Annotated in this window: 15 protein-coding genes; 7 read left to right on the top strand and 8 right to left on the bottom strand. The window is 48.0% G+C overall.

What is annotated here, in order from left to right:
* Nucleotides 1–363: 363 nt before the first annotated feature.
* Nucleotides 364–3,819, bottom strand: coding sequence for a class I SAM-dependent DNA methyltransferase (locus ACYVI1_RS01960; RefSeq protein WP_460906135.1), 3,456 nt, complete (start codon nucleotides 3,817–3,819; stop codon nucleotides 364–366).
* Nucleotides 3,820–4,288: 469 nt separating this feature from the next.
* On the opposite strand from ACYVI1_RS01960, the gene ACYVI1_RS01955 reads away from it, so the two are divergent.
* From ACYVI1_RS01955 to ACYVI1_RS01945, 3 genes are all read left to right on the top strand, one after another.
* Entirely contained in the window at nucleotides 4,289–5,791 is a 1,503-nt protein-coding gene (locus ACYVI1_RS01955; protein ID WP_460906133.1) for a hypothetical protein, read from the top strand.
* Nucleotides 5,792–6,094: 303 nt separating this feature from the next.
* Nucleotides 6,095–7,744 carry a hypothetical protein gene (locus tag ACYVI1_RS01950; RefSeq protein ID WP_460906131.1) on the top strand — a complete coding sequence of 550 codons (1,650 nt, stop codon included), beginning with the start codon at nucleotides 6,095–6,097 and terminating at the stop codon, nucleotides 7,742–7,744.
* Between the two features lie 985 nt (nucleotides 7,745–8,729).
* Nucleotides 8,730–11,246: an ABC transporter permease gene (locus ACYVI1_RS01945; protein ID WP_460906129.1), complete on the top strand. Its 2,517-nt coding sequence runs from the start codon at nucleotides 8,730–8,732 to the stop codon at nucleotides 11,244–11,246.
* A gap of 574 nt (nucleotides 11,247–11,820) precedes the next feature.
* Here ACYVI1_RS01945 and ACYVI1_RS01940 read toward each other — a convergent pair.
* The 5 genes from ACYVI1_RS01940 to ACYVI1_RS01920 all read right to left on the bottom strand — a co-directional run bounded on the left by ACYVI1_RS01940 (nucleotide 11,821) and on the right by ACYVI1_RS01920 (nucleotide 16,027).
* Nucleotides 11,821–12,129 (bottom strand): hypothetical protein, encoded by a 309-nt coding sequence (locus ACYVI1_RS01940; RefSeq protein ID WP_460906127.1) that lies wholly within the window; start codon nucleotides 12,127–12,129, stop codon nucleotides 11,821–11,823.
* A gap of 216 nt (nucleotides 12,130–12,345) precedes the next feature.
* A complete protein-coding gene (locus tag ACYVI1_RS01935; RefSeq protein WP_460906125.1) occupies nucleotides 12,346–13,554 on the bottom strand; it encodes a glycosyltransferase family 4 protein in 1,209 nt (402 codons plus the stop codon).
* 169 nt (nucleotides 13,555–13,723) lie between these two features.
* Nucleotides 13,724–14,494 (bottom strand): glycosyltransferase family 2 protein, encoded by a 771-nt coding sequence (locus ACYVI1_RS01930; RefSeq protein WP_460906123.1) that lies wholly within the window; start codon nucleotides 14,492–14,494, stop codon nucleotides 13,724–13,726.
* On the bottom strand, nucleotides 14,491–15,075 hold the full coding sequence (locus ACYVI1_RS01925) for a WcaF family extracellular polysaccharide biosynthesis acetyltransferase (protein ID WP_460906121.1): 585 nt from the start codon (nucleotides 15,073–15,075) through the stop codon (nucleotides 14,491–14,493). Before ACYVI1_RS01925 ends, ACYVI1_RS01930 begins: the two co-directional genes overlap by 4 nt.
* A 19-nt stretch (nucleotides 15,076–15,094) precedes the next feature.
* Nucleotides 15,095–16,027, bottom strand: a complete 933-nt coding sequence (locus tag ACYVI1_RS01920; protein ID WP_460906119.1) for a glycosyltransferase family 2 protein — start codon at nucleotides 16,025–16,027, stop codon at nucleotides 15,095–15,097.
* A 134-nt stretch (nucleotides 16,028–16,161) separates the two neighbouring features.
* Here ACYVI1_RS01920 and ACYVI1_RS01915 point away from each other — a divergent pair, with 134 nt between their 5' ends.
* The 4 genes from ACYVI1_RS01915 to ACYVI1_RS01900 all read left to right on the top strand — a co-directional run bounded on the left by ACYVI1_RS01915 (nucleotide 16,162) and on the right by ACYVI1_RS01900 (nucleotide 21,876).
* Nucleotides 16,162–18,147, top strand: coding sequence for a sialate O-acetylesterase (locus ACYVI1_RS01915; protein ID WP_460906118.1), 1,986 nt, complete (start codon nucleotides 16,162–16,164; stop codon nucleotides 18,145–18,147).
* 143 nt (nucleotides 18,148–18,290) lie between these two features.
* Nucleotides 18,291–19,055 (top strand): methionyl-tRNA formyltransferase, encoded by a 765-nt coding sequence (locus ACYVI1_RS01910; RefSeq protein WP_460906117.1) that lies wholly within the window; start codon nucleotides 18,291–18,293, stop codon nucleotides 19,053–19,055.
* A gap of 60 nt (nucleotides 19,056–19,115) precedes the next feature.
* Nucleotides 19,116–19,964, top strand: a complete 849-nt coding sequence (locus tag ACYVI1_RS01905; protein WP_460906116.1) for a polysaccharide deacetylase family protein — start codon at nucleotides 19,116–19,118, stop codon at nucleotides 19,962–19,964.
* A 187-nt stretch (nucleotides 19,965–20,151) separates the two neighbouring features.
* On the top strand, nucleotides 20,152–21,876 hold the full coding sequence (locus tag ACYVI1_RS01900) for a hypothetical protein (RefSeq protein WP_460906115.1): 1,725 nt from the start codon (nucleotides 20,152–20,154) through the stop codon (nucleotides 21,874–21,876).
* Nucleotides 21,877–21,878: 2 nt separating this feature from the next.
* Here ACYVI1_RS01900 and ACYVI1_RS01895 read toward each other — a convergent pair whose 3' ends face one another.
* Nucleotides 21,879–25,616, bottom strand: a complete 3,738-nt coding sequence (locus tag ACYVI1_RS01895; RefSeq protein WP_460906114.1) for a chemotaxis protein CheB — start codon at nucleotides 25,614–25,616, stop codon at nucleotides 21,879–21,881.
* A 5-nt stretch (nucleotides 25,617–25,621) separates the two neighbouring features.
* Nucleotides 25,622–26,071, bottom strand: a complete 450-nt coding sequence (locus tag ACYVI1_RS01890; RefSeq protein WP_460906113.1) for a response regulator — start codon at nucleotides 26,069–26,071, stop codon at nucleotides 25,622–25,624.
* Between the last annotated feature and the right edge of the window lie 166 nt (nucleotides 26,072–26,237).

The raw sequence follows: 26,237 nt of genomic DNA, 5'->3' as shown, positions 1-26,237 counted from the left end.
CCTTCGGCCGAGTGCCCGTTTTTGCGTAAATTGACACTACCACAGCGGGAGCAGGTGTATTGTTTAACTTCGCTTATCATCGGGCTAAGATAAGTCATCAGCGGCTATCTTACCACTACCGGAGAATATATATATCATGCGTTTATTAAAATAACTCCCTCTCAACTATCGCTACTGAGGATACACAGCATTACAGACTTTCGTCTGTACGTCTTCGACGAAAAAGTAGACCAGCAAGATTACAAAGAGGTGAAAACGCTGTTCAACTGCATGACAAAGAGCCATTAGCCGGTTTAATGTAAGTCCCTGTATTCGCTCAGTCAGGATAATAAGGTCTCAACACTTTGCTGTTAACTGGATTATTTACATGGCATAGGTACCTTCGGCGGTTTGGCGCAGTAGTGCCAGCGCGGCTAACGTGTCCAGCAAGGGCTGTACTTTTTCGGGGCGGGTGCGGGCAAAAAAGGCGGCTACCTGTTTGGTACTGAGTGGAACGCCCGCCTGTTGAATGGCATCGCGAACGGCCTGCATCTGTTGGGCCAACTCTTTTGGCCAATTCTGCTGACTGACAACAGCAACGGGGGCACTTGTGGTAGGTATTGAGGTCGGCAGGTCGATACCTAACTGCTGTTGGCCGGGAGCCTGATACGACGGGCGCAGGTATCGAATCTTTCCGGTGGCTTCTTCGGCGGCTCGTTCGTGATTCAGGCGTACAAGACGGGTCAGAATTTCGCTGTTTAGTAAGTCGTGCGGCCAGCCGTAGGCATCGGCAACAGCCGCGTCTATCTGTTGATGCAGACTGAGCACCACCGACGCCAACCCTTGTTGATTTATGGTCTGTTCTTTGGCGTTCAGGCCCTCTCCCGCCCGTAACTTTTCGACAACGTTGTAGAGGTCGGTTAGCGTCAGGGTCGGGTGTGCGGCCTGCTGCCGTTTGCGGTGTGCGTCCAATTGTTCGGCCAGTTCGCGAATACAGCTCTGCTGTTGCGGTGTCGCATCAGGAAAAGGAAACGGATCAAAACAGCGGGTTTTATTATAGCGGGGTCTGTCCTCCAATGTGCCACCTGCTGCTAACGCCCATGTGACGTGTAATTTACTGGATAACACCCCAAGATGATAAGCATCTTCTAAGGCAATGGCAGTTAGCATGTTATCCGGCAACATTTCATTATTCAGAAATTGAAACGTTCGGTGTTTCGCTGTCTCAACAGTTACTATATAACGCGGTATATCTTTTAACATCGTGCGTAACTTCGGATTAGTTTCACCAAATAACCACCAGTTATCACGGCGTGATGCACGGTTATTAAGGTCTCGTTCGGGCTTAACTGTCTCCAGCACGTGCTGATAAACTGCTGGATACTTTTCAAATGTTTGTTTAGCTGTTAGCCCGAATAGGTCAATTACAAGGGCATAACGCGGTTTATCCGTCAAATCCTTCCCATTACGGTATGGGCGGATATGTCGTTCTAATCCTATAATTTCTCCGAGGCCTAAATTCTTTGCCTTTTCGCTTGTCACAATAAAACCTGCACCGTGAAGTTTTACACCGGGATTAGACAATCCCTGATTAGCCTTTATCGGTCGCGCAGAATCAAGTTCAGCACCGATTGTTAAATCAGGTAAGATTGTTCCTTGTTGGACGACAAATGACACTTCGGCGGCATCGTCTCCAATTTGGTCACTTTCAGATTTAACCGTTAGTAGATTACCATTTGTCGCGCCGTTGCCTCTACGTTCCCCTACAGTCATTGCAATCCGCACGGCAGCCCCATCAGCACTATCAACCCACGGATGGTCAGGTATAGCAAACTTTAGGACCAACGCGGATTTATCGCCTTCTAAAAACGGCTGCATCACACGCCGATTAAACGTTTGCTTCAGGCTATTTGTCGTGATAAAACCGAATTGTTCAGTGATTCCCTGTTTCACCTGTTCTGCCGCGTTGTGCCACCAGTACATGACCAAATCAGCCGACTCCGGCACTTTACCTTTGTACGTCTTACGCAATGCTTCCGTATAGCCATCGCCCAACGCGTCACGCATACGAGCAGTGCCGACGAACGGCGGATTACCAACGATAAAATCAGCTTGCGGCCATTCGGCGGGGCGGGGATTCGGATAGTCATACACCGTTACGCGGGCGGTTTCGTCGGGAACGGGTTGGCCGGTTACAGGGTGTGTTTTAGTCGTAATTCCGTCCCACCGCGTAACAGGTTGGCCGTTGGCATCTATGCGCGGAACGGGCGGGTCGTGCTGCAATGCAGCGTCCTGTTGGTGTATGTTCTCATATTCGTCTAACAGCGGTTCAGGCAATTCACTAACGCCGTGGGTTCGCAAGTGCCATTGCAGGTAGCCGATTTTTAGTACTACATCAGCAATCGCAGCCGCGCGGGGGTTCAGTTCAAGGCCCAACAGTTGCCGGGGCGAAATGGTCGTACCTCCGCTGAGGTTGAGCAAGGCGGTTACGCCGTAGGAGTTGATAGCCGCCAATACCTCCCCCTCCAGTCGTTTCAGGTGTTCGAGGGTCACATAGAGAAAATTGCCTGAACCACAGGCCGGGTCCAGAATTTTGATAGAAGTCAGCCGCCGTAAAAACCGTTCCAGCTCGGCGCGGGCGACCTTGTCTTTGCCTTCCTCCAATAGCCGCGCAGCCGCAGCCTGAGCAGCCGCCCATTCCCGGCGCAACGGTTCCAGCACCGTAGGCAGTACCAACCGTTCTACGTATCGGCGCGGGGTATAGTGTGCCCCTAAACTATGCCGTTCGCGCGGGTCTAACGCCCGTTCTAAGAGCGTGCCAAAAATGGCCGGTTCTACGGCGGTCCAGTCAGCTTCAGCCGCCTTCAGCAGCAAGGCTATCTGATCGGCTGATAGGGTAAACGCCCTGGCATCGTGAAAGAGTTTACCGTTAAACTTGCGTAGGCGGGCCTTTAGGTCGGGGGAAAAACCGCCCGTGTCCATCGTGCGCCAAAGGGTTTGCAAGGCATCGGGCAAAAATTCGCGTAGGTCAGGTTGTGCATATTGCCGCAGCATTCCGGTAAACGACTCTTTCGGAATCAGGCCCACGTCCTCCGAAAACATCGTAAACAGGCAACGCATGAGAAACTGAGCCACTAAGTCCGGCGAATGTCCCGTGCGTTCTAACTGCGTGGAAAGTTTCGCTAAATATTCAGCCAGTTCACGAGTCACACGGGCCGCTCGTCGGCTGGGGTCCAGTTCGCGCGGGTCCACGAATATGAGCCGTAGCATATCCCGCGTTTCATCCTCCGCCAGTTTCGACAAGGGGAGCCGGTAACGTGTTTGGTCAGGGAAGGGCACGAACTGATCGCCAACGCCCGCAAAGTTGCTGTAGAGGTCAATGCAATAGCCCACGTCGGCAATCAGCACAAATAAGGGCCGGGATTCATCGGCCGGTAACGCCCGCACGTAGCCTAATGCCTGTTGGCGGGCGGTCTGCATCATTTGTACCCACTTAGCCGTTCCGCGCACAGCATGACCTTTCCGGCGTTTTTCGGTCGGTAATCCTAATTCAGCCCGTTCAGCCGTTTTTTGTTGGTCGGGTGTGTCGGTACCCTGTTTAGTCTCCAGCACGAAACAACCACGTTTGTAGAGGTCAATACGGCCAATGCTTCGTTTGCCGTGGTCGTTAAACTCAACTGCCCGTTCGAGTACGTAGGCATCTTGGGCGGGGTTATCGGTAGTGGGGTCAGGTCGGGCAACGCCGATAAGGTCGCAAAGGTCCTGTAGGAAAAGGCTGTAGTTGGCGCGTTCAGCACCACCGGCCGGTTTCCAGCGGGCTTCAAAGTCAGGATAGGTCACAGGTGAATAGAATACGAATTGATGAGTACTTCACTATGCAAAGGCTAATTAGCTCAAGAAATAATAGCCGCAATTAAGCCTTTATAAGTTATTTATTTAGCTATGGTTTAGGGCGCAGATAGGGAGGGTTGTCTAAATTCTCTATTCATAAAGAGATATACGACCGTTAGACCAGCCCTAAACACTTGCGTGCAAAATTAGGCAGGAGGGTATTTGTCCTTTCATATGTACAAAATAACATAGGTAGGGCACAAACGTGTAAATTCAAACAGGGCCTTCGCTATGTAGCTGTAAAGGTCGTTGACAACGACGGATTAGAGAGTGTTGAGGTACTAAATTGAAAGGAAACGGCAAAATAGAAATACAGCCGTAGCAGGTCTTAAAGACTTTTTTGGCATAATAATTGGTCAATCTTTTATCAACTCTACTCAATCCTATGTGTTTAAAATTGTTCGTAACCCTATTACTATTGCCCATATTTGTAGCGGCTCAAGACAACTTGATTATTCAAGGTCCTGTTTCTTCAACACCTGGTGCTCAAAATACAATTATTGGTAGTAAGGCTGGAATAAATAATAGTGGAATTTCTAACGTGTTAATAGGCCACTTTGCTGGCACTTCCAATACCAGTGGAGCCAATAATGTATTTATTGGACAAAGTACAGGGTACAGTAACACTTCTGGTTCTAACAATGTGTTTGTAGGTCAAGTGTCGGGAACCTCTAATACGACAGGTGTTTCCAATACGATTATGGGTCAGTCAGCAGGTCGTTTCAATACAACAGGTAGTTATAACGCCTTTTTCGGACAAAGTGCGGGTTTTTTTAACACAACGGGCAATCAAAACACATTCGTAGGAGGGCAGGCAGGATTCGGTAATAAAACGGGTACTTATAATGCTTATATAGGTCATGCAGCGGGTTTTAATAGTAGTGAGGGGTCTTATAATGTATTTATGGGACCACTGACAGGGTACATGAATACATCAGGATCTAACAACGCGTTCTTAGGCTATGGAGCTGGATTTAAAAATGGAACAGGAACCAACAATGTCTTTGTCGGCTCGTCAGCAGGCGTTACTAACCAATCCAATAAGTACAATACTTATGTAGGCGATCAGTCGGGTTACAATGCTGTGGCTGACTCCAATACTTTTGTTGGGTATCAATCGGGCTACAGTACGACAACTGGTCAGGGCAATACCTTCTTTGGGGCAATTTCAGGACGGGGTAATACGACCGGCAGCCATAACACATTTGTTGGCAATAAGGCCGGTCCAGCTATAAGTAACGGCGACGACAATGTTTACATTGGATATACCAGTGGTCAGCACGATAAGGGTTCACAAAACACATTTTTAGGTTATCAGACCGGTGTAGTGTTGACGGATAACGCTCAAACGCTCACCAATGCTACTGCTGTAGGAGCTGGAGCTACCGTAGCCATTAGCAATGCTGTTGTGTTAGGGAACGGGGCCAATGTAGGTATTGGTACATCAGCACCAATGACACGACTCCATGTCAGCAGCGGGCGGGCGGATGAATCTGGTTTACGTTTAGCTGACTTAACGGCAAATAGTCCGGCTGTTCTATCGAGTGATGCATTTTTAACGGTTAACCAACAGGGCGATGTAGTTAAGGCTCGCTACAGGTTAACGATCAACAACGTTAGTGAGTGGAGTGATAAAGTGTTCACCCATGTGTATCGCCTTCGGCCGTTAGTGGAGGTTGCCAATTATATTAAACATACTGGGCATTTACCCGGAATACCCTCCGCCGAAGAAGTAGTTAATGAAGGAATAGATTTAACAAAGATGAACGCTACGTTGCTGGAGAAGATCGAAGAACTGACTTTGTACATGATTACATTACAAAAGGCAGACCAGCAAAAGAGTCAGGAAATGAACCGGCAAAATCAGCGTATTAATCAATTAGAGTCCCAACTACATCTTCTTAAGAAACATAAGTATTGAATTATGTCACATAAATAATTTCTTACACGTTTTATTCGTTAGCCGTGCCGAATGGCCGACCGTTAGCCCTCCCAAGAAAATCAGTGTCAAAATTCAGTACTGGGGTCTGTAGTATTTTCATTTGTAGATAATAAATTAATAGGTCTAACGAAGGTATTATCAAAAAATAACGAAAATACCCCGATATGGCCGCATATTTGGTACACAAATTGATTTTAGTAAATATGAGCTTCAGCCGCTTATTCAGCTATTAACCGACTATAGACTACCATTCAGGTTACTTATTCTTTACATTCTTTACATATGCACATTATTGCTATGATTACTATCCGGCAATTACTACCCTTCATCCTCCTTATCAGTTTGCCAACTTTGACATTAGCTCAAAACAATTATGTAGCCAATACTGCCAACTCATCAAATCCCAGTAATAATAATACACTGGTTGGACCGGGGGCAGGCAATAGCACGATGACTGGTGACCGCAATTCTGTCTTTGGATTTGGGGCGGGATCGTCGTTAATATCTGGCAATAGAAATGTATTTCTTGGCATGGATGCTGGCCGATATACAACAGAAGGATTCGTGAACGTTTTGATTGGCTGGGAGGCTGGTTTAAATAGCACTACTGGCTCCAGTAATGTCTATGCTGGCTCAGGAGCAGGCAGAAATACTACCTCAGGATCTTCTAATACGTTTATTGGAGCACAAGCCGGTATATTCAATACGACTGGTGGTGGTAATTCGTTTCTGGGTTTTAATGCTGGGTTAAACACTAATACGGGTTATTCTAATGCCTTTGTAGGTGGCTTTGCTGGATGGCAGAATACTTCGGGTTTTAATAATACATTTTTGGGACCCAGTGCTGGTTTGGATAATCGGACAGGTTACTCGAATGTATTTATTGGTATAGTTGCCGGAGGTGCTAATCAATCCGGTCACAATATAGTGGCGGTTGGCGATTCTGCGGGTGCTAATAATAAGGTCTCAAATAATGTCTTTTTGGGATCCAAGTCGGGCTATACAAACCAGACTGGTAAACTCAACACATATATTGGCTCCCAGGCAGGTTATAATGCAGTGGCCGATTCTAACACATTTGTTGGTTACCAATCAGGATATATAACTACTACTGGCCGGGGCAATACCTTTTTCGGGACGGCTTCTGGCCGAGGAAATGCCACCGGTAGCCATAATACGTTTGTCGGCAATGGAACTGGTCCAGCTAATAGCAACACGGATGATAACGTCTATATCGGTTATCATGCAGGGCAACATGATAACGGAACAGGAAATACCTTTCTTGGAACCAGAGCGGATGCGATTGCCTACAGCCTGCGAAATGCTACAGCATTGGGATCTGGTGCTACCGTAGCGGTTAGTAATGCAGTTATACTTGGCAATAACGCAAACGTTGGTATTGGCACTTCTGCACCTACTACTCGTTTAGAAGTTAATAGTGGGACCGATAATGAATCGGGCGTTCGGCTTAGCTGTTTAACATCAAATAGCCCGGTACAGACAGCCAAGACTAATAAAGTACTAACTGTTGATGCTACCGGCCACATAATTTTAACTCAAACAGGCCATTACTCAGTTAACCGGGTAGCTGATTGGGCTGACAAAGTCTTTGTACCCGCCTATAACCTACAGACTTTGGCTGAGGTTGAACAGTACATTAAGAGAAATCAGCACTTACCGGGCGTTCCTTCAGCGGCTGAAGTAATAGAGAATGGTGTTAATGTGGCTACAATGGATGCCAAATTGCTCGAGAAGATTGAAGAACTGACACTTTACAGTATTCAATTAGAGAAAATCAATCAGCAACAAAATCAGAAGTTAGAGACTGTAGAACAGGAGTTACTTGATATAAAGCATTTAGTAAAACAACTACTATATCAAAATTGCCAAAATGAAAAACGGGCCGGGGGAACCACCCACCCGACCCAATGAGCCGGAGGAACCACCCGCCCGGCTCTGACCAAACCAAGTAGCCACTAAAGGCTGCTTGATTGAAGGTCAAAAGTACAAACCCGAATCAACCCAACCGTCAACTAAGGCAGAAAAACTTTATCCTGTTACCCATTCCGTCAACTAAACCGTCAACCACCAAAATGACTATTCCTATGTGTCTGATAATCAGTTATTTATCTATATAGGTTGGAATCCAATCGGGATCACGTTTTACGGTTTAAGGCTAATCAGAATTCGGGTTAAACTAACTCATAATCACCTGATTAGCCTTTTTTGTTGAGTGTGCTTTATCCGAGTAGACCAGGTAATGTTAATCCGTCAATAAGCCCCATTTATTGAGGCTGTAGTACAACCTACGGCGACGGTTAAACGCGGGCCACGCCCGACTCCTGGAAGGGGCCGCGATTTGAATGGCCATTATGAACTCGTTGGGGAGCGGTAGCCTGATTCTTCAGCCGCGCCGATGGTCCGACCGTTGGACCATCCAAAAAGAAATGCGGGCAAAATTAGGGAGGGGGTGTTTGGTCGTTCATGGGAGTAAATAGTAAGCTCATAAAAGGTGCGTTTATTAAAAATAAGGTATTCGTGGTTACACACTGCCCTCACCAGCTACTACTAAAAACCACCTCCCGGCCACCCGTAATTTCTCGGCACGGGTCGCCCCGCACGACCACAACAAACCTAAGCGATTTAGAATGGCATCACTGCGGCTGTTTGATGAGGTGTCCGTTTTCAGACTGAAATTGTCCGTTTATGGACAACTAAGCCAGTGAGAATGGTCAACAACGGTCTATAGAACCTCATTTAATCGCCTTTAGTAGTTGGCACTGGATTTGGTGGATCAAACTACGCGCTTTTTATCTTAGTCAACGATGCGCGTTTCAATGTACGTTTTCAGGCCCCATTGGGTAGGCTTACGAATCAATTACTTAGGCGTATTCTCTACTGGATTATCAACTGGATCATGATCGGAAGCTACATTAAAACATCGGCACGCAACTTAATGCGTAACAAACTGTTCTCGGCCATCAATATTGTTGGCCTTGCCATCAGTATGTCCGTCGGGTTACTGCTGATCGCGTTCGTACTCGACCTGCGTTCGTATGACAGGTTCCACAAGAATGGGGAGCGGATTTATCGCATCACCAGCGTACTGACAACCAATCGTGAACAAAGCCGCTCGCGGCCCGGCCAATCGCGGCCCGGCGGCAAGTTTGCCACCACATCCATAAAGGCCGGAAAGCTGATCCGGCAGAAAGTGACCGGCATTGACGAAGTGGCTATTCTGGGCAACGACTTTTCGCAGGACGCCAGGGTTGGCTCCACTATTCTCCCGATCAGGGGCTTCTGGGCTGATCCGTCACTATTCAGAATCTTTACATTTCCGATGCTGGAAGGCAATCCCAACGCGGCCCTGAAAGATCCCTACTCAATTGTTCTCACCCAGACGGCAGCCAAAAAGCTATTCGGCAACCAGTCTGCGCTTGGCAAGGCAATCAACGTTAATTCAGTCGATTACCAGGTGACCGGTGTCATGAAGGACGTTCCCTTCTTTTCGCATATCAACTTCGAAGCGTTGGTATCGCTGTCGACGGCCGGGCAGCTCAGCAGGAACGATAACAATTTCGAAAAATGGACAAGCATGTCGTCGAACTATGTGTATCTTCTGCTGTCTCCAACTGCCGACATAGCGTCAATCCAGTCGCAGCTTGACGCCATTGTACAGGAGGAAAATCTCGCCGAAGAAAACACGAAGCTCCAACTTGAACTGCTTCCTTTATCTAAGATTGTGGTCGGAGAGAATCTCCGCCCCTCCGAGGGCGGGCCTGGCTCGGTAGGCCCTCACATGCCTCCGATTGTGCTTTGGATACTCGGCGGGCTTGCACTCGTTGTGCTACTGTCTGCCTGTTTCAACTATACCAATCTTTCGATGGCACGAGCCATGCGCCGTTTCAAAGAAGTAGGTCTTCGCAAAGCGATCGGTGCCGGAAAGAGCCAGGTATGGCAACAGTTCCTGGTGGAGGCAATCATGATCTCCCTGGCAGCCCTTCTTCTTTCTTACTTCATCTTTCTGGTATTGCGGCCGCAACTGATAAACCTGGCTCCCGAGATGCAGCGCACAGTGAAGCTCGAGCTTACTCCGGCTATGGTGATAACCTTCATCCTCTTTTCGGTCATCGTAGGGGTTATTGCCGGTTTGATGCCTGCCCTATTCTTTTCGAAAGTCAGTGCGATTAATGCGCTCAGGAATGTGTCCGCCCGGAACCGCACCGGCGGTGATGCGGCAATCCGACCGTCCGTACCACAGGCGTACCGGTGGGTAAACGTATTCAAACACGTACCACTCCGGCATGCTTTGGTGGTTATGCAATATACGTTCACCCTGATCTTTATAACAACCACCGCCGTCGGCTATGTGCAGTATAAAAACATACTTGCATTCGACCTGGGATTTAACACCGAAAACATCCTGAACATCAATATGCAGGGTAATAAACCCGATGCACTTATGAAGGAACTGGGCGAGATGCCGGAAGTAACGGCACTGTCCCGGTCGTTAATTATTACCAGCGTTGGGAATGCCTGGGGTGGCTACATGAAATACAACGATTCGCGCGACTCTGCTTTGGTCATGACTAATAACGTCGATGAAAACTACCTGGCTCTGCATGAATATAAGCTTATTGCCGGGGGGAATTTTATGGCTCGACCCACTACAACCGCAGCCGTCAGCGAAGTAATCGTGAACGAGCGGTTCTTAAAACGATTTAACATCAGTAATAACGATCCACAGAAAGCAATTGGGAAGGAGATCACATTCAGTAATGTCAATGTACATGGTCGCAGGATGACCATTGTTGGCGTCATAAAAGACTTTCACTATGGCAAGGTCGACAACCTCATCGAGCCGGTAGCGTTCATGTCCTGGACACCCGAAGACAGGGCAATCATCAATGCCAAAATACAAAGCGCTGATATGCCGGCGACCAGGGCCAGGATCGAGTCCGCCTGGAAGAGGATTGATCGTGTTCATCCCTTTCAGGCTGAATTCTATGACGAAGCCATTGAAGAGGCTTACAGCGAATTTTCGGCTATGATCAAGATCATTGGCTTCCTTTCATTCCTCGCCATTTCGATCGCATCGATGGGATTGTTCGGTATGGTGGTGTTCACAACCGAAACCAGGCTAAAGGAGATCAGCATCCGCAAAGTGATGGGTGCAAGCTCGGGCAACCTTATCTACTTATTGAGCCGGGGTTTTCTCGTACTGCTGTCAATATCGGCACTGATCGCTCTGCCCGTAACGTACCTTTTCTTCGAAAACGTTGTGCTCACCAATTTCCCGTATCACAAACCCGTGCAGGTCGCCGAGTTGTTGGTCGGCCTGCTGGCGGTACTGCTGATCGCATTCATTATGATCGGATCGCAAACGATGAAAGCGGCAATGAGTAATCCGGTGGAAGTTCTGAAGAGCGAATAGGGGTTACTGATTACCCTGTCTGGCGTAACGGACGAGCCTATAGGTTGCCCATTACGCCCCTTTTGTTCCGAAATAACAGCCTGCCAGTTTTAGAACAATCGAACGGCTCCGAGATGCAGCACACGGTCGCCGATGCGTCGGACCGCAGCCGCGGACGGTCGCCGATGCGAACTATAACAGCTTGAAACGATACGTAACGCACTGCAAAGAAATTGGTTAAAAGAAAAACTCTAAAATGAACTTAGGAAACCAGAGTTCATTTGTATTGCCATAGAAAAATCCTTCCTGTGTATCTCTCGAATCGGGTTCGTCGGGCATCAGGTGTTAGGAGTAGCCCCTCTTATCAGCCATCAAAGAAACGCGGTCCATAGAGAGCAACTACTCGTAATTGATCTCAACAAACGCAGAAAACGTATTCTCTTCCATTCCGTCAACTAAACCATCAATCAGTAAAATATCTATTTTTAAAATATTGATTATCAGAATTTTAACTGTGGAGGTTGCAATCTAATCGGGCTCGCACGCACAGAAAATGGGTTAGGTCAGCGATGACTTACCCCGTTTTCTGTGGTCCTTAGCGGAGAGAATATGAACCCAGTCGGGTAGCGGGTTCGGGCCACATAACCAGGAGCGTCAACAGAACGTATAACGTAGCAGGAATTGCCGGTATGGCGGCTGTTACAAAGGCAAACAATAAGTGGTCATGCATATAGGCCCAGGAACTACCCGAAAGGCTGGCGTATGGCACAACCATCAGAACGAACCAGCCGATAAAAAAAGTTATATCGGTTGTGTGGGTAGCCGACAATGCCCGAACGAAGAAATAAATAGCGGCCACAAAGGCAAGGGCATCGATTCCCCAGAAAATCCAAAGTAGTGTCATGGTGTTGGTACGGCCCAGGGCGGTTAATGTGGTTAGTTACGTGGTTGGGTGAAACAAACGTAAACGGAAATGACCAACTCGGCCACCCGTAGTTGATAACAGGTTGGTTTGGGCTAACAAGTGGTTGTTTTTGCTTTGTGTATGGGAACAGGCTGTGCGAAACAAAAAGGCCCTTCGGAATCTTCGAAGGGCCTTTTTGGTGGATAACGGAGAACCCTACAAATAGTCGACGATGCGCCGGCCAACAATGCCGTTTTGCAACTCCCGGCGCAACACCGCTTTCCGCCGACGCGGGTGCGTTGACACGTACATGACCCGCATTTTGAGGGTGAAACTTACCGCCATATACAATCCAAACAAACAGCCCAGAATAACCAGCGACAATGTATTGGAGATGTTGCGATGAAGCAATAGGAACATAACTGTGTTCAGCAGCGAGATACTACACAACACCGCCGTTGCACCGGCGTGCGACAGGCCGTTATCCAGCAGAATATGGTGCATGTGATTCCGGTCGGCGGAGAAGGGCGAGCGGCCTGCCAGAATTCGGACCAGGAATACCCGCAGCGTATCGAAAATGGGCACAATCAGAATCACAATCGCCAGGATTGGCGCATTAAAAAAGGCCGTTGGCTCGTAGCGGTAGGAGGCATTGAGACTCACAAACCGCACGGCAAAGAAAGCCAGCATGAAGCCAATAATCAGTGAGCCGGTATTGCCCATAAAAATTTTGCTGGTTTTTGAGAAGTTAAACCGCAGGAAACCCAGCAAAGCACCCGCCAGGGTGAAAGCTAAGCAGGCCATTGTAAAATGGTTTGTCAGCAGAAACCAGCCCCCAAACGTGGCGCTGGCAATGGTGGCAATGCCCCCGGCCAGCCCGTCGATGCCATCGATAAGGTTAATGGCATTCGTCAGGGTGATGAAGATAAAGCACGTCAGCAAAATACTGACGAGTTCGTCAATGTGATGAAATCCAAAAATGCCATACAGATAATCAACGCGTAATTCGCCGAACAACACCAGAATCATGGCCGCCAGTACCTGAAACATGAGTTTCTTGGCTGGGTCAATGTTAACCAGATCATCTTTAATGCCGATGAAAAACAGGATTGTCATGCCCACAATGGACAGGTTGGTGCGGTAGAGTTCCGTCTGATCAATGCTGGGCCACAGAAAGTAGGCAATCAGAATAGCGGCAAAAATAGCGATTCCGCCAAACGTGGGGGTTGGCGTCGTGTGGGACCGACGTTCGCCGGGCTTCTCCATAAGTGATTTTAACTCCGAAATCTTAATGATAACCGGGATGGCCACGACCGAAACAAAACAGGCAACTAAGAAGGAGAGAATGCACTGATAGAGGCCAAGTGTAAACAGGTCATCACCGAATTTATGCTGTAGGAATGCGATCAACAAGTCAATATTCATAAGGCAGGACGTTTAAGAACGTTTAAGCTCACAGAGTTCGTTCGTGAACAACTCGTTGAGTAAGGCTACCTAAACCAAAGCCATGTATTTCTATTCGGGGTGGCAAGGAGCGTAAAAATCATGGGTTTCGCTAATAAGGCAAGTGAATTTGATTTAACGGCTTGCCTACTTAGCGTTCAGTGAGTTCGGGTGGTTTGCTGATATACTGTTTTAGCTTCCGCAGCGGCTTCAGCCAGAATGTGAAAAAATACGGTGTCAAGCCATTCAATTGCCAGGCTAAACGGTCTTCCCGGTTGGCCCGCAACCGATTCTGTAAACTGCTGTTACTGATTCCGCCAGCCCGCATTACAATGGTTACTTCGTCCATGTAGGCAAGTTTGGCCTTATTTTTGTGGATGAACCGTAAGAGCAATTCGTAGTCGGCTGCGCTTTTCATATCGAGCCGAAACAAACCATATTGCTCATAGAGACATCGTTTGGCAAAGAACGACAGGTGGCCGGGCATCCAGCCCCACAAAAACGCATTGTCGCTATACCAGCCCGACCGCCAGTAGCGTTTTAGTTTTTGGGTATTGTGGCGGTCAACATACAGCATATCACCATAAACGGCATCGCTGCCCGTTCGCTCAAACGTGGCCACCATGTTTTCAATGACGCGCGTGTGCCGGTAAAAATCATCGGCATTCAGCAGCCCAATTACCTCGCCGGTGGCTAAGCGAATGCCTTTGTTCATGGCATCGTATAAACCTTTGTCCGGTTCAGATATAAATCGGGCAATTTTCGTGCCGTATGACTGCACAATGTCTACTGTTCTATCCGTCGATTTTCCATCCACAATAATGTACTCAATATCAGCGTAGGTCTGATTCAAAATCGACTCGATACAATCGCGAATAAACTCCGCGCCGTTATAGACGACGGTGATGATGGATACTTTCACGCCTTGATGTTTCGTTGTCGAATCCAGACCGCCGGATTCCCCTGATAAATGCCATACGCAGCCAGTGAATGCGTAGCTACCGAATTAACGGCCAGCACCGCATGGGAGTCGCAGCGTACACCGGCACACACCACCGACTTGGCGCCAATCCAGACTCCATCGGCCAGCGTAATGGGCTGGGTTGTCAGATCGAACGTCGACCGGCTGTAATCGTGGTTGCCGGTTAACAGCATCGCTCCCTGCGACAGGCAAACATTGTTGCCAATGTCGATCTGGCTGAGGTTATCAATCCAGACCTGCTCACCTATCCAGACGTAATCACCTACCCGAAGTAACCAGGGATACTTAATGTTTACGGCAGGTTTGACCATAACACCTTGCCCGATTTTAGCGCCAAATAGCCGAAGGACAGCTACTTTAAGCCGGGCGGGAATGGGTAAATAGGTATTCAAAAAAAAAGCGTTGACTAAATACCACAGCAGCACTTTGGGGCGCGGGCCGGGGTTGTACCAGCTATTGCTGAAACGCGACAGGTCGGTTTTGCCGGTAGTCTGGCTGGTTAGTTGCGGTTGTGTTTCCATAGAGTTGGCGGCTGGCGGTTCAGGGCTGATCCACCTCCTGAGGGTGGGCCGGACGGAGGTCCTTGCCGTATTCTGTTCGAAAATACGCAATCAGAGCTTCTTTGTCGGTACCAGCTCTAAGGGTTACTTCCATCAACTTGGCATCGACCAGAAAGCGATACCACAACGCCTGAAGCGAACACCAGACAAAGCCCGCGCGCCCATCCAGAAAGCCCAGCCGAATAAAATACCGATAGATAAAATAGAGGATTGGCCGGGTGAAGAGCGGCAGCGATGCGTATTTTTCCTTTAAAAAGCGAATCCGCTGATCCTGCGTGCCAAACAGCCGGGGTTGCACTTTTTCGGCTTTATCGAACTGATACCGGTAGTTGAGCAGATTAATCATCTCCAGAATGGTATAATGATTGTGTTTCTGAGTCCACCAGGTCAGGTTGTTCAGGTTGTGATCGACAATATCGTGTTCAAAGTGAATAGGCTGCCCTTTCGTTAACTTGATATGCTCATCGTGCCAGACCTGTTCACAAAACCCATCGCCCCGTCGCCACAGCCGAAGTAGCCAGATGGGGTAAAACCCCCCGTGCCGCATCCAGCGGTTTAGAAAAAACACCCGGCGTTTTACGTACACGCCCCCAATTTCAGCCGGTAAGCCAGCTACCCGCCGATTGATTTCGTCGGCCAGTTCGGGCATTACATACTCATCGGCATCCATACGCATCAGCCAGGTCGTTTCAAATGGCGTGTGGGCAATGCCATAATTAAACTGAGTTGCGTAGTTAACCCATTCATTCTGAACGACAACGGCCCCCAGCGAGCGAGCAATCTCAACCGTTCGGTCGGTCGAAAATGAATCAACAATAAACACGTTGTCTGTGAAAGCGTGCAGACTTCGTAAACAGCGGGTGATGTGTTTTTCCTCGTTGTGAGTCAGAATGATGACGGATACGTCGGTCATACTTAATGTTACTATTTGTGCGATATTTAGCCGAAATTGATTCGTTTATGCGAAAAAAGGCCTTATTTTTACCAGCACGTTTTTAGCTCAATTGTTGTGCAATATTATAACTTTTTTTATACGGCTCAAAGCTTATGAAGATAGTTTACGTAGGTATCATATTGTTTTTGTACTATTTCTCAGCCGTTGGTCAGGTAACATTCGACCAGTTACCCCAGGATCTTCAACTTTACCCCCGCAATGCAAACAACCAGGCTGAAGTGGTCATCAGCGGTAAGGTAACCGACACCGGCTATACCAAAATTGGGATGCTGGTGCTCCGCGAAGGCGTCGTGACGAAGGGTATCAGCCAGACACTTGCACCCACGGGCAGCAACACAGCATTCAAACTGGCGTCGTTCATTAAGGCTGAACCCGCCGACTATTCGTTTCGGGTGTTTGTGTATAAAGGCCAGGATTCGTTGCTGGTGGCTGACCGTAAACAGATCGTTTGTGGCGATGTATACATTATGTATGGCCAGTCGAACGCGCTGGGCCTGGCCCAGCTCGATGACTTTTACTCGTTTAATTTCGACGATAAATACCTGCGTAATGCTACGTATCCATATCAGGGAACCCCAAACCAGATGAGCTGGTATCAGGCCAAACGGCCTTTTTCCAGTGTGGGTGGCCCAGGCCTGACCATGCAGCGGCTCATTCTGCAAACCTATGGTATTCCAACCTGCATATTAAATGGCGCTCAGGGTGGTACGGCCATCGACGTCTTATCGTCGCGTGATCCAATCAATCATGCCAATCCCATGACTTTCTACGGAGACCTGCTGTATCGGGCGCAGTGGGCGGGCGTGGCCAAACAGGTAAAAGCCATTATCTGGCGGCAGGGTGAAGAAGATGCCGGGGCGGGCCTGCCCGGTTATGATGCGAAATTTGCCAAACTCTATAATCAGTTCAGAGAAGATTATGGGGAGGCCCGCATCTATGTGGCGCAGATTAATCTGCTGGCCAACAAACAGGAAGGAGCTGCGGCCCTGCGCGATTTTCAACGGCGAACAAAATATCTTTTCAACAATGTGGAGACCATCGCCACCCTGGGAACACCCGGTTACGATGGCGTTCATTACGATGGGTTGGCCTACCAGCGACTTGGTTTTGAGCAGTTCCGGCAGATCGCCCGTGATTTTTATGGCGCTACCGACACGCTTCAGGTTAATTCGCCCGATGTTAAAAAAGTGTTTTATAATGCCCGCAAAGATTCAATAACGCTGACCTTCGACGACCAGCAACGGATGGTCTGGAAGAGTGATACGGCCTTCTACAATTTTGCGACAGGCCAGAAAGTCGCCACCCGCGAACAGAAAGATTATTTTTACTTAGATGGGCAGGCTGGCCTGGTAGCCGGTGGCCTGGCCGCTGGCAACCGGGTTATACTGAGTTTGAAACAACCCGCTTCAGCTAAAACAATTCGCTACCTGCCCGCTTATTTTTCTGACAATACATCGGAGTTCTACAACGGGCCAACCCTTCGGAACACGCGGGGCATGCGCGCTTTCTCGTTCGATGGTGTGCCCATTGCCGATGCCATCGCACCCGTAACGACGCTGGCCGGCAAACCCATCTCCGAAAAACAAATCCAGTTGACCTGGACGGCTTCAGCAATGGCGCAGACCCAGGTTCTGGAACGCGCCGATGGGGTCTCGGCTCCCTATAAACAAATCGCGGTGCTGGGTGGGACCGTAGCTACCTACACCGACAATGCCCTGCCCGATCCGCTGGGAACCTATCTGTACCGGCTTCGGGCCTACAGTTCTGCATCGGAGTCGGCCTACAGTAATGTGGTTCGGGCGCAGCCGCTCATCCTGGGGCTGGAACCCGCCATGCCCGCCGTGCAGCTTTATCCGAACCCATTGGCCGCCGACCGGCTGCTGCACGTCGTGGCCGACCGGGTAACGTTTGTTGAGCTAACGGTGCGTGATGTGCTGGGCCGGGCTGTGAAAAACTGGCAGGGAACTGCCCGGAATGTGCTTACGATCAGGCTCGATGAACTGGAAGCCGGTATGTACATCGCCGATCTGAAAACGGCGGATGGGCAAACCCTGCGCCGGAAAGTAATCGTTCGATGAGTGCACGGGATAAGTTTATTTTTAGACAGGATTACTGGATTTACAGGCTTTTTCCTTCCGATCCTGTGATCCTGCCTAAAATCTGTCCTGCGCCTTTTCGCCGGAATCCGTAGTTTTGTGGCGCAAATACCTTCTGACTGTTTATGCGCCTTGTACTTCTTACCCAGGATGATCCCTTCTATCTGGCCCGTAATATTGATTATCTATTAAAAAAACTGCCGCCTTATGCCGAAGTGGTGGCCACAGTCGTCTTCGATGTATCGCCGTTTGGCAAGCGTGAAACGTTCGGGGAGAAGATCAAAAAAACATACGACATCTTCGGGTTGCCCTTTTTTCTGCGGTATGGTGTCAAATACGTGTTGTCGAAAGCAGATAGCCGCAACAATGTTCGCAACGTGCTGGCCAGCCGAAATATCCCGCTTATTCATATCGAGGGCACAATCAATAAAGACGAAAATTTAGAAAAAATTCGGGCCTATCAACCCGACCTGTTGGTGTCCATTGCCGGTAACCAGATATTTAAGCGCAAACTGCTGGATGTGGCCACCCATGGCTGCATCAACCTGCATACGGCGTTGCTGCCCAAATATCGCGGCCTGATGCCGTCGTTCTGGGTGCTCAGGCATGGCGAGACCCACACGGGCGTCTCGGTATTTTTTGTGGATGAGGGCATCGACAGCGGACCGATTCTGGTTCAGGAAAAAGTAGCGATCGGTAACATGAGTCAAGCCCAACTGATCGACGTGACCAAGAAAATGGGCATGGATGCCATTTTAAAATCCATCGAAAAAATTCATTCGGGTAAGTATGACTTAATCGAGAATGATGCTGCCCAAATGACGTATTTCACGTTCCCCACCCGCAACGACGTTAAAGCATTCCTTGCCGCCGGAAAACGGTTTTATTGATTTTTAGTCATTAGGGATTAGTAGCGCAAGCCACTAATCCCTAATGACTATCGACCTTCTATGAACATCCTGACGTTTGATATTGAAGAGTGGTTTCATATTCTGGATAATGCCTCGACCCGCACCGAATCAGACTGGAGCGGCTATGAGACCCGCATTCATCAGAATATGGATAAGATTTTTGGGCTGTTGGCCGATACCAACACCCGCGCTACGTTTTTCTGCCTCGGCTGGGTTGCCGCCAAACACCCCGATGTGATTCGCCGGATTGATGCCGCCGGTTACGAAATTGCTACGCATTCCTACGCCCATCAGTTAGCTTATGAGCAAACGCCCGCCGAATTTCAGGCCGACCTGGAGCGGTCGATTAAGCATTTGCAGGATTTGACGGGAAAAAAAGTCAGGTCCTACCGGGCGCCGGGCTTCTCGATTAAAGAGTTTAACCGCTGGGTGTTTCCAATTTTGGTTGAGCAGGGCATCGAAATTGATTGTTCGGTTTTTTCGGCCCGGCGGGCACACGGGGGCGACGCGTCGCTGGCGATGTTTGAACCGGGGTATCTGAACGTTGGCGGCACATTGCTGAAAGAATTTCCGATCAATACGGCGTCTGTATTGGGGCAGGATATGATCTTTTCGGGTGGAGGTTATTTTCGACTCTTTCCCTACAGGCTGATCAGGCGGTTCATGCGCGAGTCACCTTACGTGATGACGTATTTCCATCCCCGCGATTTCGATGCTGAGCAACCCATGATTCCGGGCCTGAGCCGGACGCGGCAATTCAAATCGTATTACGGCCTGAAAAACTGCCTTCCGAAACTAAAGCAATTAGTGACTGAATTTCCATTTGTGGATTTAGCTGACGCTGAAAGGCAAGTAGATTGGACGAAGTCGGTGCAACGAATGGTGTAAGTTGGTGCAACGAAAGTTAATGCTTCCTCAACCGAATTAACTTGAATTATTTTTTTATTTGACCCCGACGGGGTCAAATGTTTATAGCAAGCATCTTTTCTATAAACGTCTGACCCCGTCGGGGTCAAATAAAACAATGTAAATTGACTCTTTTTTACTTACACACCTTTTTACACCAATAGCAAATATGCTTACTGCTTTTTCCGGGCAAATCAACGCCCGAAAATGGATACTATTGCTAAGCGGAATTCCTATTCTTATTTTCTTCTATACCTTTTTTTTATACATCAATAATATTCCCTTTCAGGACGATTACGACGCACTGTTGGAACCAGTCATTAAATTCAAACAAATGGCGGGCTTTTCGTGGTCCGAATTTGTGCGAATCATTTGGACGCAGGATGATGAGCGACGCATTGTTGTTGACCGGCTTGCCGCTATTTTCAGCTATTTAGTGATTGGTCAGTTAGACCTTAGACTGCATACATTTTTAGGCTTATTGTCCTTATCTGGTTTATTTTATCTGATTTATACAATCATCAGGGATGCCAAACTGCCGCTGGTATTGGTTTTAGTCAGTTCCTTCTTATTGTTTCATATTCAGTATTATGAAGCGATATTCTGGCCAATGATTCCGTTTCAGCACATCATTGTTTACTTTTTTGCCCTATTAGCGGCCTTTTTTCTTTCGCCACCTACGACAAAACATTTTCTTATTTCACTCGCAATGGCTATTCTGGCTATTTTAAGCGATGTGAGTGGCATATTTATCCTGCCGGTTGGGGTGGCCCTGTTGCTGTTACAGCACCGCTGGAAACACACTCTGCTTTGGGTTCTTGTCATTGGGAGTATGGTTGCTCTGTATTACTATAATCTGGTTGTGCCTGCCTTCCGGCCCAAACCCCTCGATAACCTGCAGCATCCCGGCCTGATCATCACCATATTTCTGGCATTCAGTGGCCTTTTTGCCGACGCAGGAACGGCTTTGCCATCCTCCCTGCGTATTGGGCTTATCGTGATTGCGGGTACGGTTCTCTGGGGCGTCGTCATCTACAATGGGGTTAGACGTATTCAATCGGTATTCAGTCGCTCCTCAATGCCACTGGCGCGGTGGGAAGTTACACTATGGGGAGGAATTCTGCATTTGGGAATTACCATGCTGGCGTTCTCCGTTGGAAGGGCTTTGGATGGAGTCAACGCGGTATTGATCAGCCGCTACAAACACATGGGTTTTTTGTGGCTTATTCTGATTATCCTGCTTGTGTCGGGCAGGCTAAAGCCAATGCAAGCGATCCGGTTCAGCCGTGCCTGGCTTGTTGTCAGTTTTGTTCTGTTTCTATTCAGCTATTTTCAGTATCTGGCTCCGTTAGATTACTATTACAAAGAGCGAAATACGGATATCTATGGGTGGCAATATAATCGGGCCATACCCAGCACGCCCATTTATCTAAGCGTAAAATCGTATGTCGACACGGTTACGGTGCAGGCCGTTCGTGAGGGAGTTTATCAGTTGCCGGAGCGTTATTTTTTTGATGGGCCTTACCAACAAACAACCGAGGCTTTTCCACTAACTATTCAGAATGTGGGCGGGCATACACTATCCTTTTCCAATGACTCATTCGTTCGGAAACTTCATAAATATGACGGGGCCTATCTTATTTTAAAGAGTATAACGCAACAACATATTCTTCCGGTGACACAACGTAGATCTTCGTTGAAATCATTTTTATTTTCTTTTGGAAGTGCTTACTATTCAACTGGGTTTGAGACTCAGTTAGTAACCAGCTATATTCAGCCTAATCAGGTCTACACGGTATCAGTTTTAGTGATAGAAGGAGACAGGAAAATTATTCATCCAACTACGTATGAAATTCGGTCAGGGAGTGATTCCGTTACTGTTGTTAAATTATAAAGTCAGGAAGCTGGAATATAAATATCAAACCGGGCACCTTCGTTTATTTTGCCTGTGGCCGTAATCATGCCGTTATGATTGCCAACGATTTTTTTTACGATAGCCAGGCCGATGCCTGTGCCGTTATATTGTTCATTGCCGTGCAACCGTTGGAATACGTTAAATATTCGTTCGCTGTATTGGGGATCGAAGCCAATGCCGTTGTCTATAACTGTGATGTGGCAATAGTTTTTTTCGGGTAAAAGAGTTGAGTTCTTTACGTTACTTCCCGTTGTAAGTCGGCTTTCAATTCGTATGTGGGAGGGTATAGCCGGGTTCGAAAATTTAAGTGCGTTACCAATGAGGTTGTGCATGAGTTGGCGAAACTGAAATACAATTACAGTGGCCGGGCCGAGTTTTGTTGTATCTATGGTGGCGTGTTTTTCAGCAATGGTATCGCTAAGTTCGCTTACAACTTCGTTGATTAGCAGGCTGAGGTCAGTGGTTTCAAATGTTCGTTCAGCGGTGCTCAGCCGGGAGAAGGCCAGCAAATCCTGGATGAGTTGCTGCATCCGTTCGGCTGCTTTTTGCAGTCGCCGGAAAGAATCTTTGCCGTTTTCGGTTAAGTTAGCCTGTTCTTTTTCGAGGATGCGGCTGGCTAAAGTTTGTATTTTACGCAGTGGTTCCTGTAAATCGTGGCTCGATACATACGTGAAGGCTTCAAGCTCTTTGTTCATTTGTTGAAGGTCCCCGTTTTTTTCTTCAAGTATTTCGTTGGCTTGCTGCAATTCGCAGGTCCGTTCGGCCACTGCTTTTTCTAATTCTTCTTTTTGTTTTTTCTGCTCATCAATTTCGGTATTGGTGCCAATCCACATAGTGATGTTTCCGGCTTCATTTTTTTGGGCTAAGCCACGGCTTAGGTGCCATTTGTAGTCACCTGCTGCGTTAAGGAAGCGGTGTTCCAGTTCAAAATCATTGCCGGTATTGATGGAATGCTGCCAGCGTTCTTTATTTTCTTCCCAATCGTCGGGATGAATAATCTTTTTCCAGCCCCAATCTTTCAGCTCGTCAAACGTAAGTTTGGTGTAGTTGAGCCAGGTTTGATTAAAATAATTTACGTTGCCTTCGGCATCGGCGGTCCAGACTTTTTGCGGCATAGCATCGGCAATGAATTGAAGCCGTATTTTGGCCTGCTGTTCTGCTGCATGTGCTCTCGCGGCTTCCGTAATGTCTTCAATAGACAGCAGAATCAGTTTCTCCGAACTGGTTTTACTCAGTATCTCACGGGCATTCAGCAGCATGACCCGCTCACCAATCGTTGAAAAAGTATGCGTTAGTTCAAAATCACGAAACGTCGATTTTTCAGGAAGGATTTTCTCAAGCAGCGTTCGCAGTTCGGGAATATTCCATTGCCGGTTGCCGAGGTCATAAATCAAAACACCTTCGGTTTCGAGTTCGTTGACCCGGAATGTTTTATAAAAAGCATCGTTCGCTATCTGTACCCGCAGGTGCTTATTCATCACTAAGAGCGGTTCCCGAATGTTGGCGATAATGGCTTCGGCATAATCCCGCGCGGCTGTTACCTGTTCATTCATGCCCAGCATTTCCTGGTTGACAACCGTAAGCTCTTCATTGGTACTTTGCAGTTCTTCTTTGCTGGATTCTAATTCTTCGTTCAGGCTCTGCAATTCTTCGTTGCCACTCAATAGTTCTTCGTTGGCACTTTGCAGTTCTTCGTTTACGGCTTCCTGGTCTTCGGTGATGCCACGCATGTCTTCGCGGGTTTGGGCCAGTTCCTGCTCTAATTGGTGTATAAACGGGTCTTTATCCTCTTTTTTTGATTTTGTTGTCGCTGCTTTCTTCGTGCGCCCGCTTCCTGATGAGGCCAGTTGCCCATTGTCAGGTGAATTCGTATCGTGAAAAAGAATCAGGTAATGCAGCTCAACGGTGTTTGGCAGTGGTATGGCTTCGATGGAAATAGTTCGTAAACTGCCGTTTACCTGCAATGGGATATTTTCTTTTATAGCGGGTGCTTTGTCTTTTTTAGCTTTGTGCAACATATTCCGCAACTCAAAAGCCAGCCCATTTTTTGCCAGCAGCAGTAAATTATGCGTGGGCTTGCCCGGCGCCTGTTCCAGATAGTTGCTGGTATTGCCGCGAAAATGCACAATATCCATAGCCTCATTTACAACCACACCGGCGGGGGTGTATCTACTAAGAATAAGGTCATCGGCCGTTTTTTGAAAGTCGGTGTGCGTGACTTCATTTTTGGCCTTTGGGTGGCTCAGCGTCCCTTCGTTTGGCCTGCCTGCAGTAGGCATAAACCGGGCAGGTGCATCTTTACGGGTAAATAATTTATCGTTCTTTACGGCAAGCGCAAACAGGTCGGGAACCGGGCTGATGGTTTCTGATTTACCCAGCAATAGATAGCCAGTTGGTTTTAAGGCATAATGAAACGTGGTGAGGGCTTTTTTCTGCAGGTAGGACTCCATATAAATCAGCACATTGCGGCAACTGATAAAATTCATTTTGCCAAAAGGCGGGTCTTTTAAGAAATTGTGAGCGGCAAAAACGCACATATCCCGCACCGATTTATTTATCTGATAACTGCCATTGATTTTTGTGAAAAACTCAAGCATGCGTTTGGGTGATACGCCCTCTACTTCGGCCTTTGTGTAGATGCCTGTGCGTGCTTTGGCAATAGCGGGTTCGCTTAAATCGGTAGCGAATAGTTGCACTCGTTCCTGCCGGTCGCCTAAATATTCGGTAAAGCACATGGCAATGGAGTAGGCCTCTTCGCCAGTGCTGCAACCCGCCACCCATATCCGAATGGGATCATCAGTGGTTTTTCTTACTATGTGGGGAAAAACGGATTCGCATAAATTATCAAATACTGGGTGGTCGCGGAAAAATTGGGTAACGGGAATCAATAAATCCTGATATAAAACATCCTGTTCCGCTTTATTCTCCTCTAAATACCGGAGATAGTCGGCAGGGGTTTCCTTTTTGTTAATCGCCATTCGGCGCAGGATTCGCCGGCGAATGGTGGTTTGTTTGTAATAGGTGAAATCAGTTCCCTTACGAACGCGCAATAAGGAAAGTAGTTGTCTGAACACCTCATTATCGGAGGGTGGGGCCGTTGATTCATCACTGTCATCGCCATTGATCAGGCTGATTACGGCCAACACTTTCTGGGGTATTTCTTCAGGCGGTAAAACAAAGTCAACCACCCCCGCCTGCGCGGCACTTTGTGGCATACCGGCATGCCCGGCTGAGGCCTCGTCCTGGGCAAAGGTGATGCCTCCGTACTCTTTAATGGCTTTCAGTCCTTTGGTACCATCGCTGCCGGTGCCCGACAAGACGACGCCGATAGCCTGGCTTTGATGAATCTCGGCTAATGACGTAAAAAAAAGGTCGATGGGCAGATGGAGTTCATTCTTTTTTGTGGTTCGCGGGCTTAGTTCCAATACGCCATCGTTAGCCACCAGCATTTTGTTACTCGGCAAAATATAGATGTGGTCAGGCTTGACTTCGATGTCGTCCGATATTTCCAATACTGGAATAGGGGCAAACTTTTGCAGCAATTCGGGCAACTGACTCTCGTGGGTAGGCGACAAATGCTGCACCAGCACGTAGGCCATTCCACTATTTGGCGGGATGGCTTTTATCAGTTTTTTAAAAGCCTCCAACCCGCCTGCCGATGCGCCAATACCGACCACGGGAAATAAATTTTTGGATAGAATTTTCCCCGCTACTTTCATTGGAATTAGCTTAAATCATTGTTGAGAACAAAATCCTGTTTAGCCGGTTGTGAACCATTCTCCTGTGCTACCAGCGTAAGTGCCTGGTGAATTATCTGTTTGAGTTTTGAAAAATCGGCCGGTTTGCGAATGCAGTGTTGCGCTCCATTTTTGTAGAGCAGGTCGGCAACAGTTGGCTCAAACGAGGTGGAGAGTATGATTACAGGAAGCTGCTTCAATGTTGAGTCGCGTTTTATTTCTAACAAACATTCGTAGCCACTTTTACGGGGCATATTGAGGTCGAGGAAAAGAACATGGGGAAGTTGATCGGCGCTCTTTTTGAGCAGATGCATAAGTTGCTCACCGTTAGGCACGATAGTCAGGTGCGCGGCTATGATCAACTCGTCCAATGCTTCTTTAAAAAAGAGGCAATCGTCTTCGTCGTCATCGGCAAGCAGGATGTACAGTTGATTCATATCCAATGGTGAATGTTGGCCTGTAAAATGCGTACTACGACTGATGGTCCTATCAATCAAACGGATGTGTGTCTGTTTGTTTGGTTAGGCAGGATTGCCAACAAGGCGGTGGGACTTCACACCGTTGCGACTGGAAAGGGGCAAGTGACGTGAAACGGTTTAAAGG

The sequence above is a fragment of the Spirosoma areae genome (genome assembly GCF_054781775.1).
Note: the sequence above shows the minus strand (reverse complement) of the source record. Positions and strands in the feature narration are given on the sequence as shown.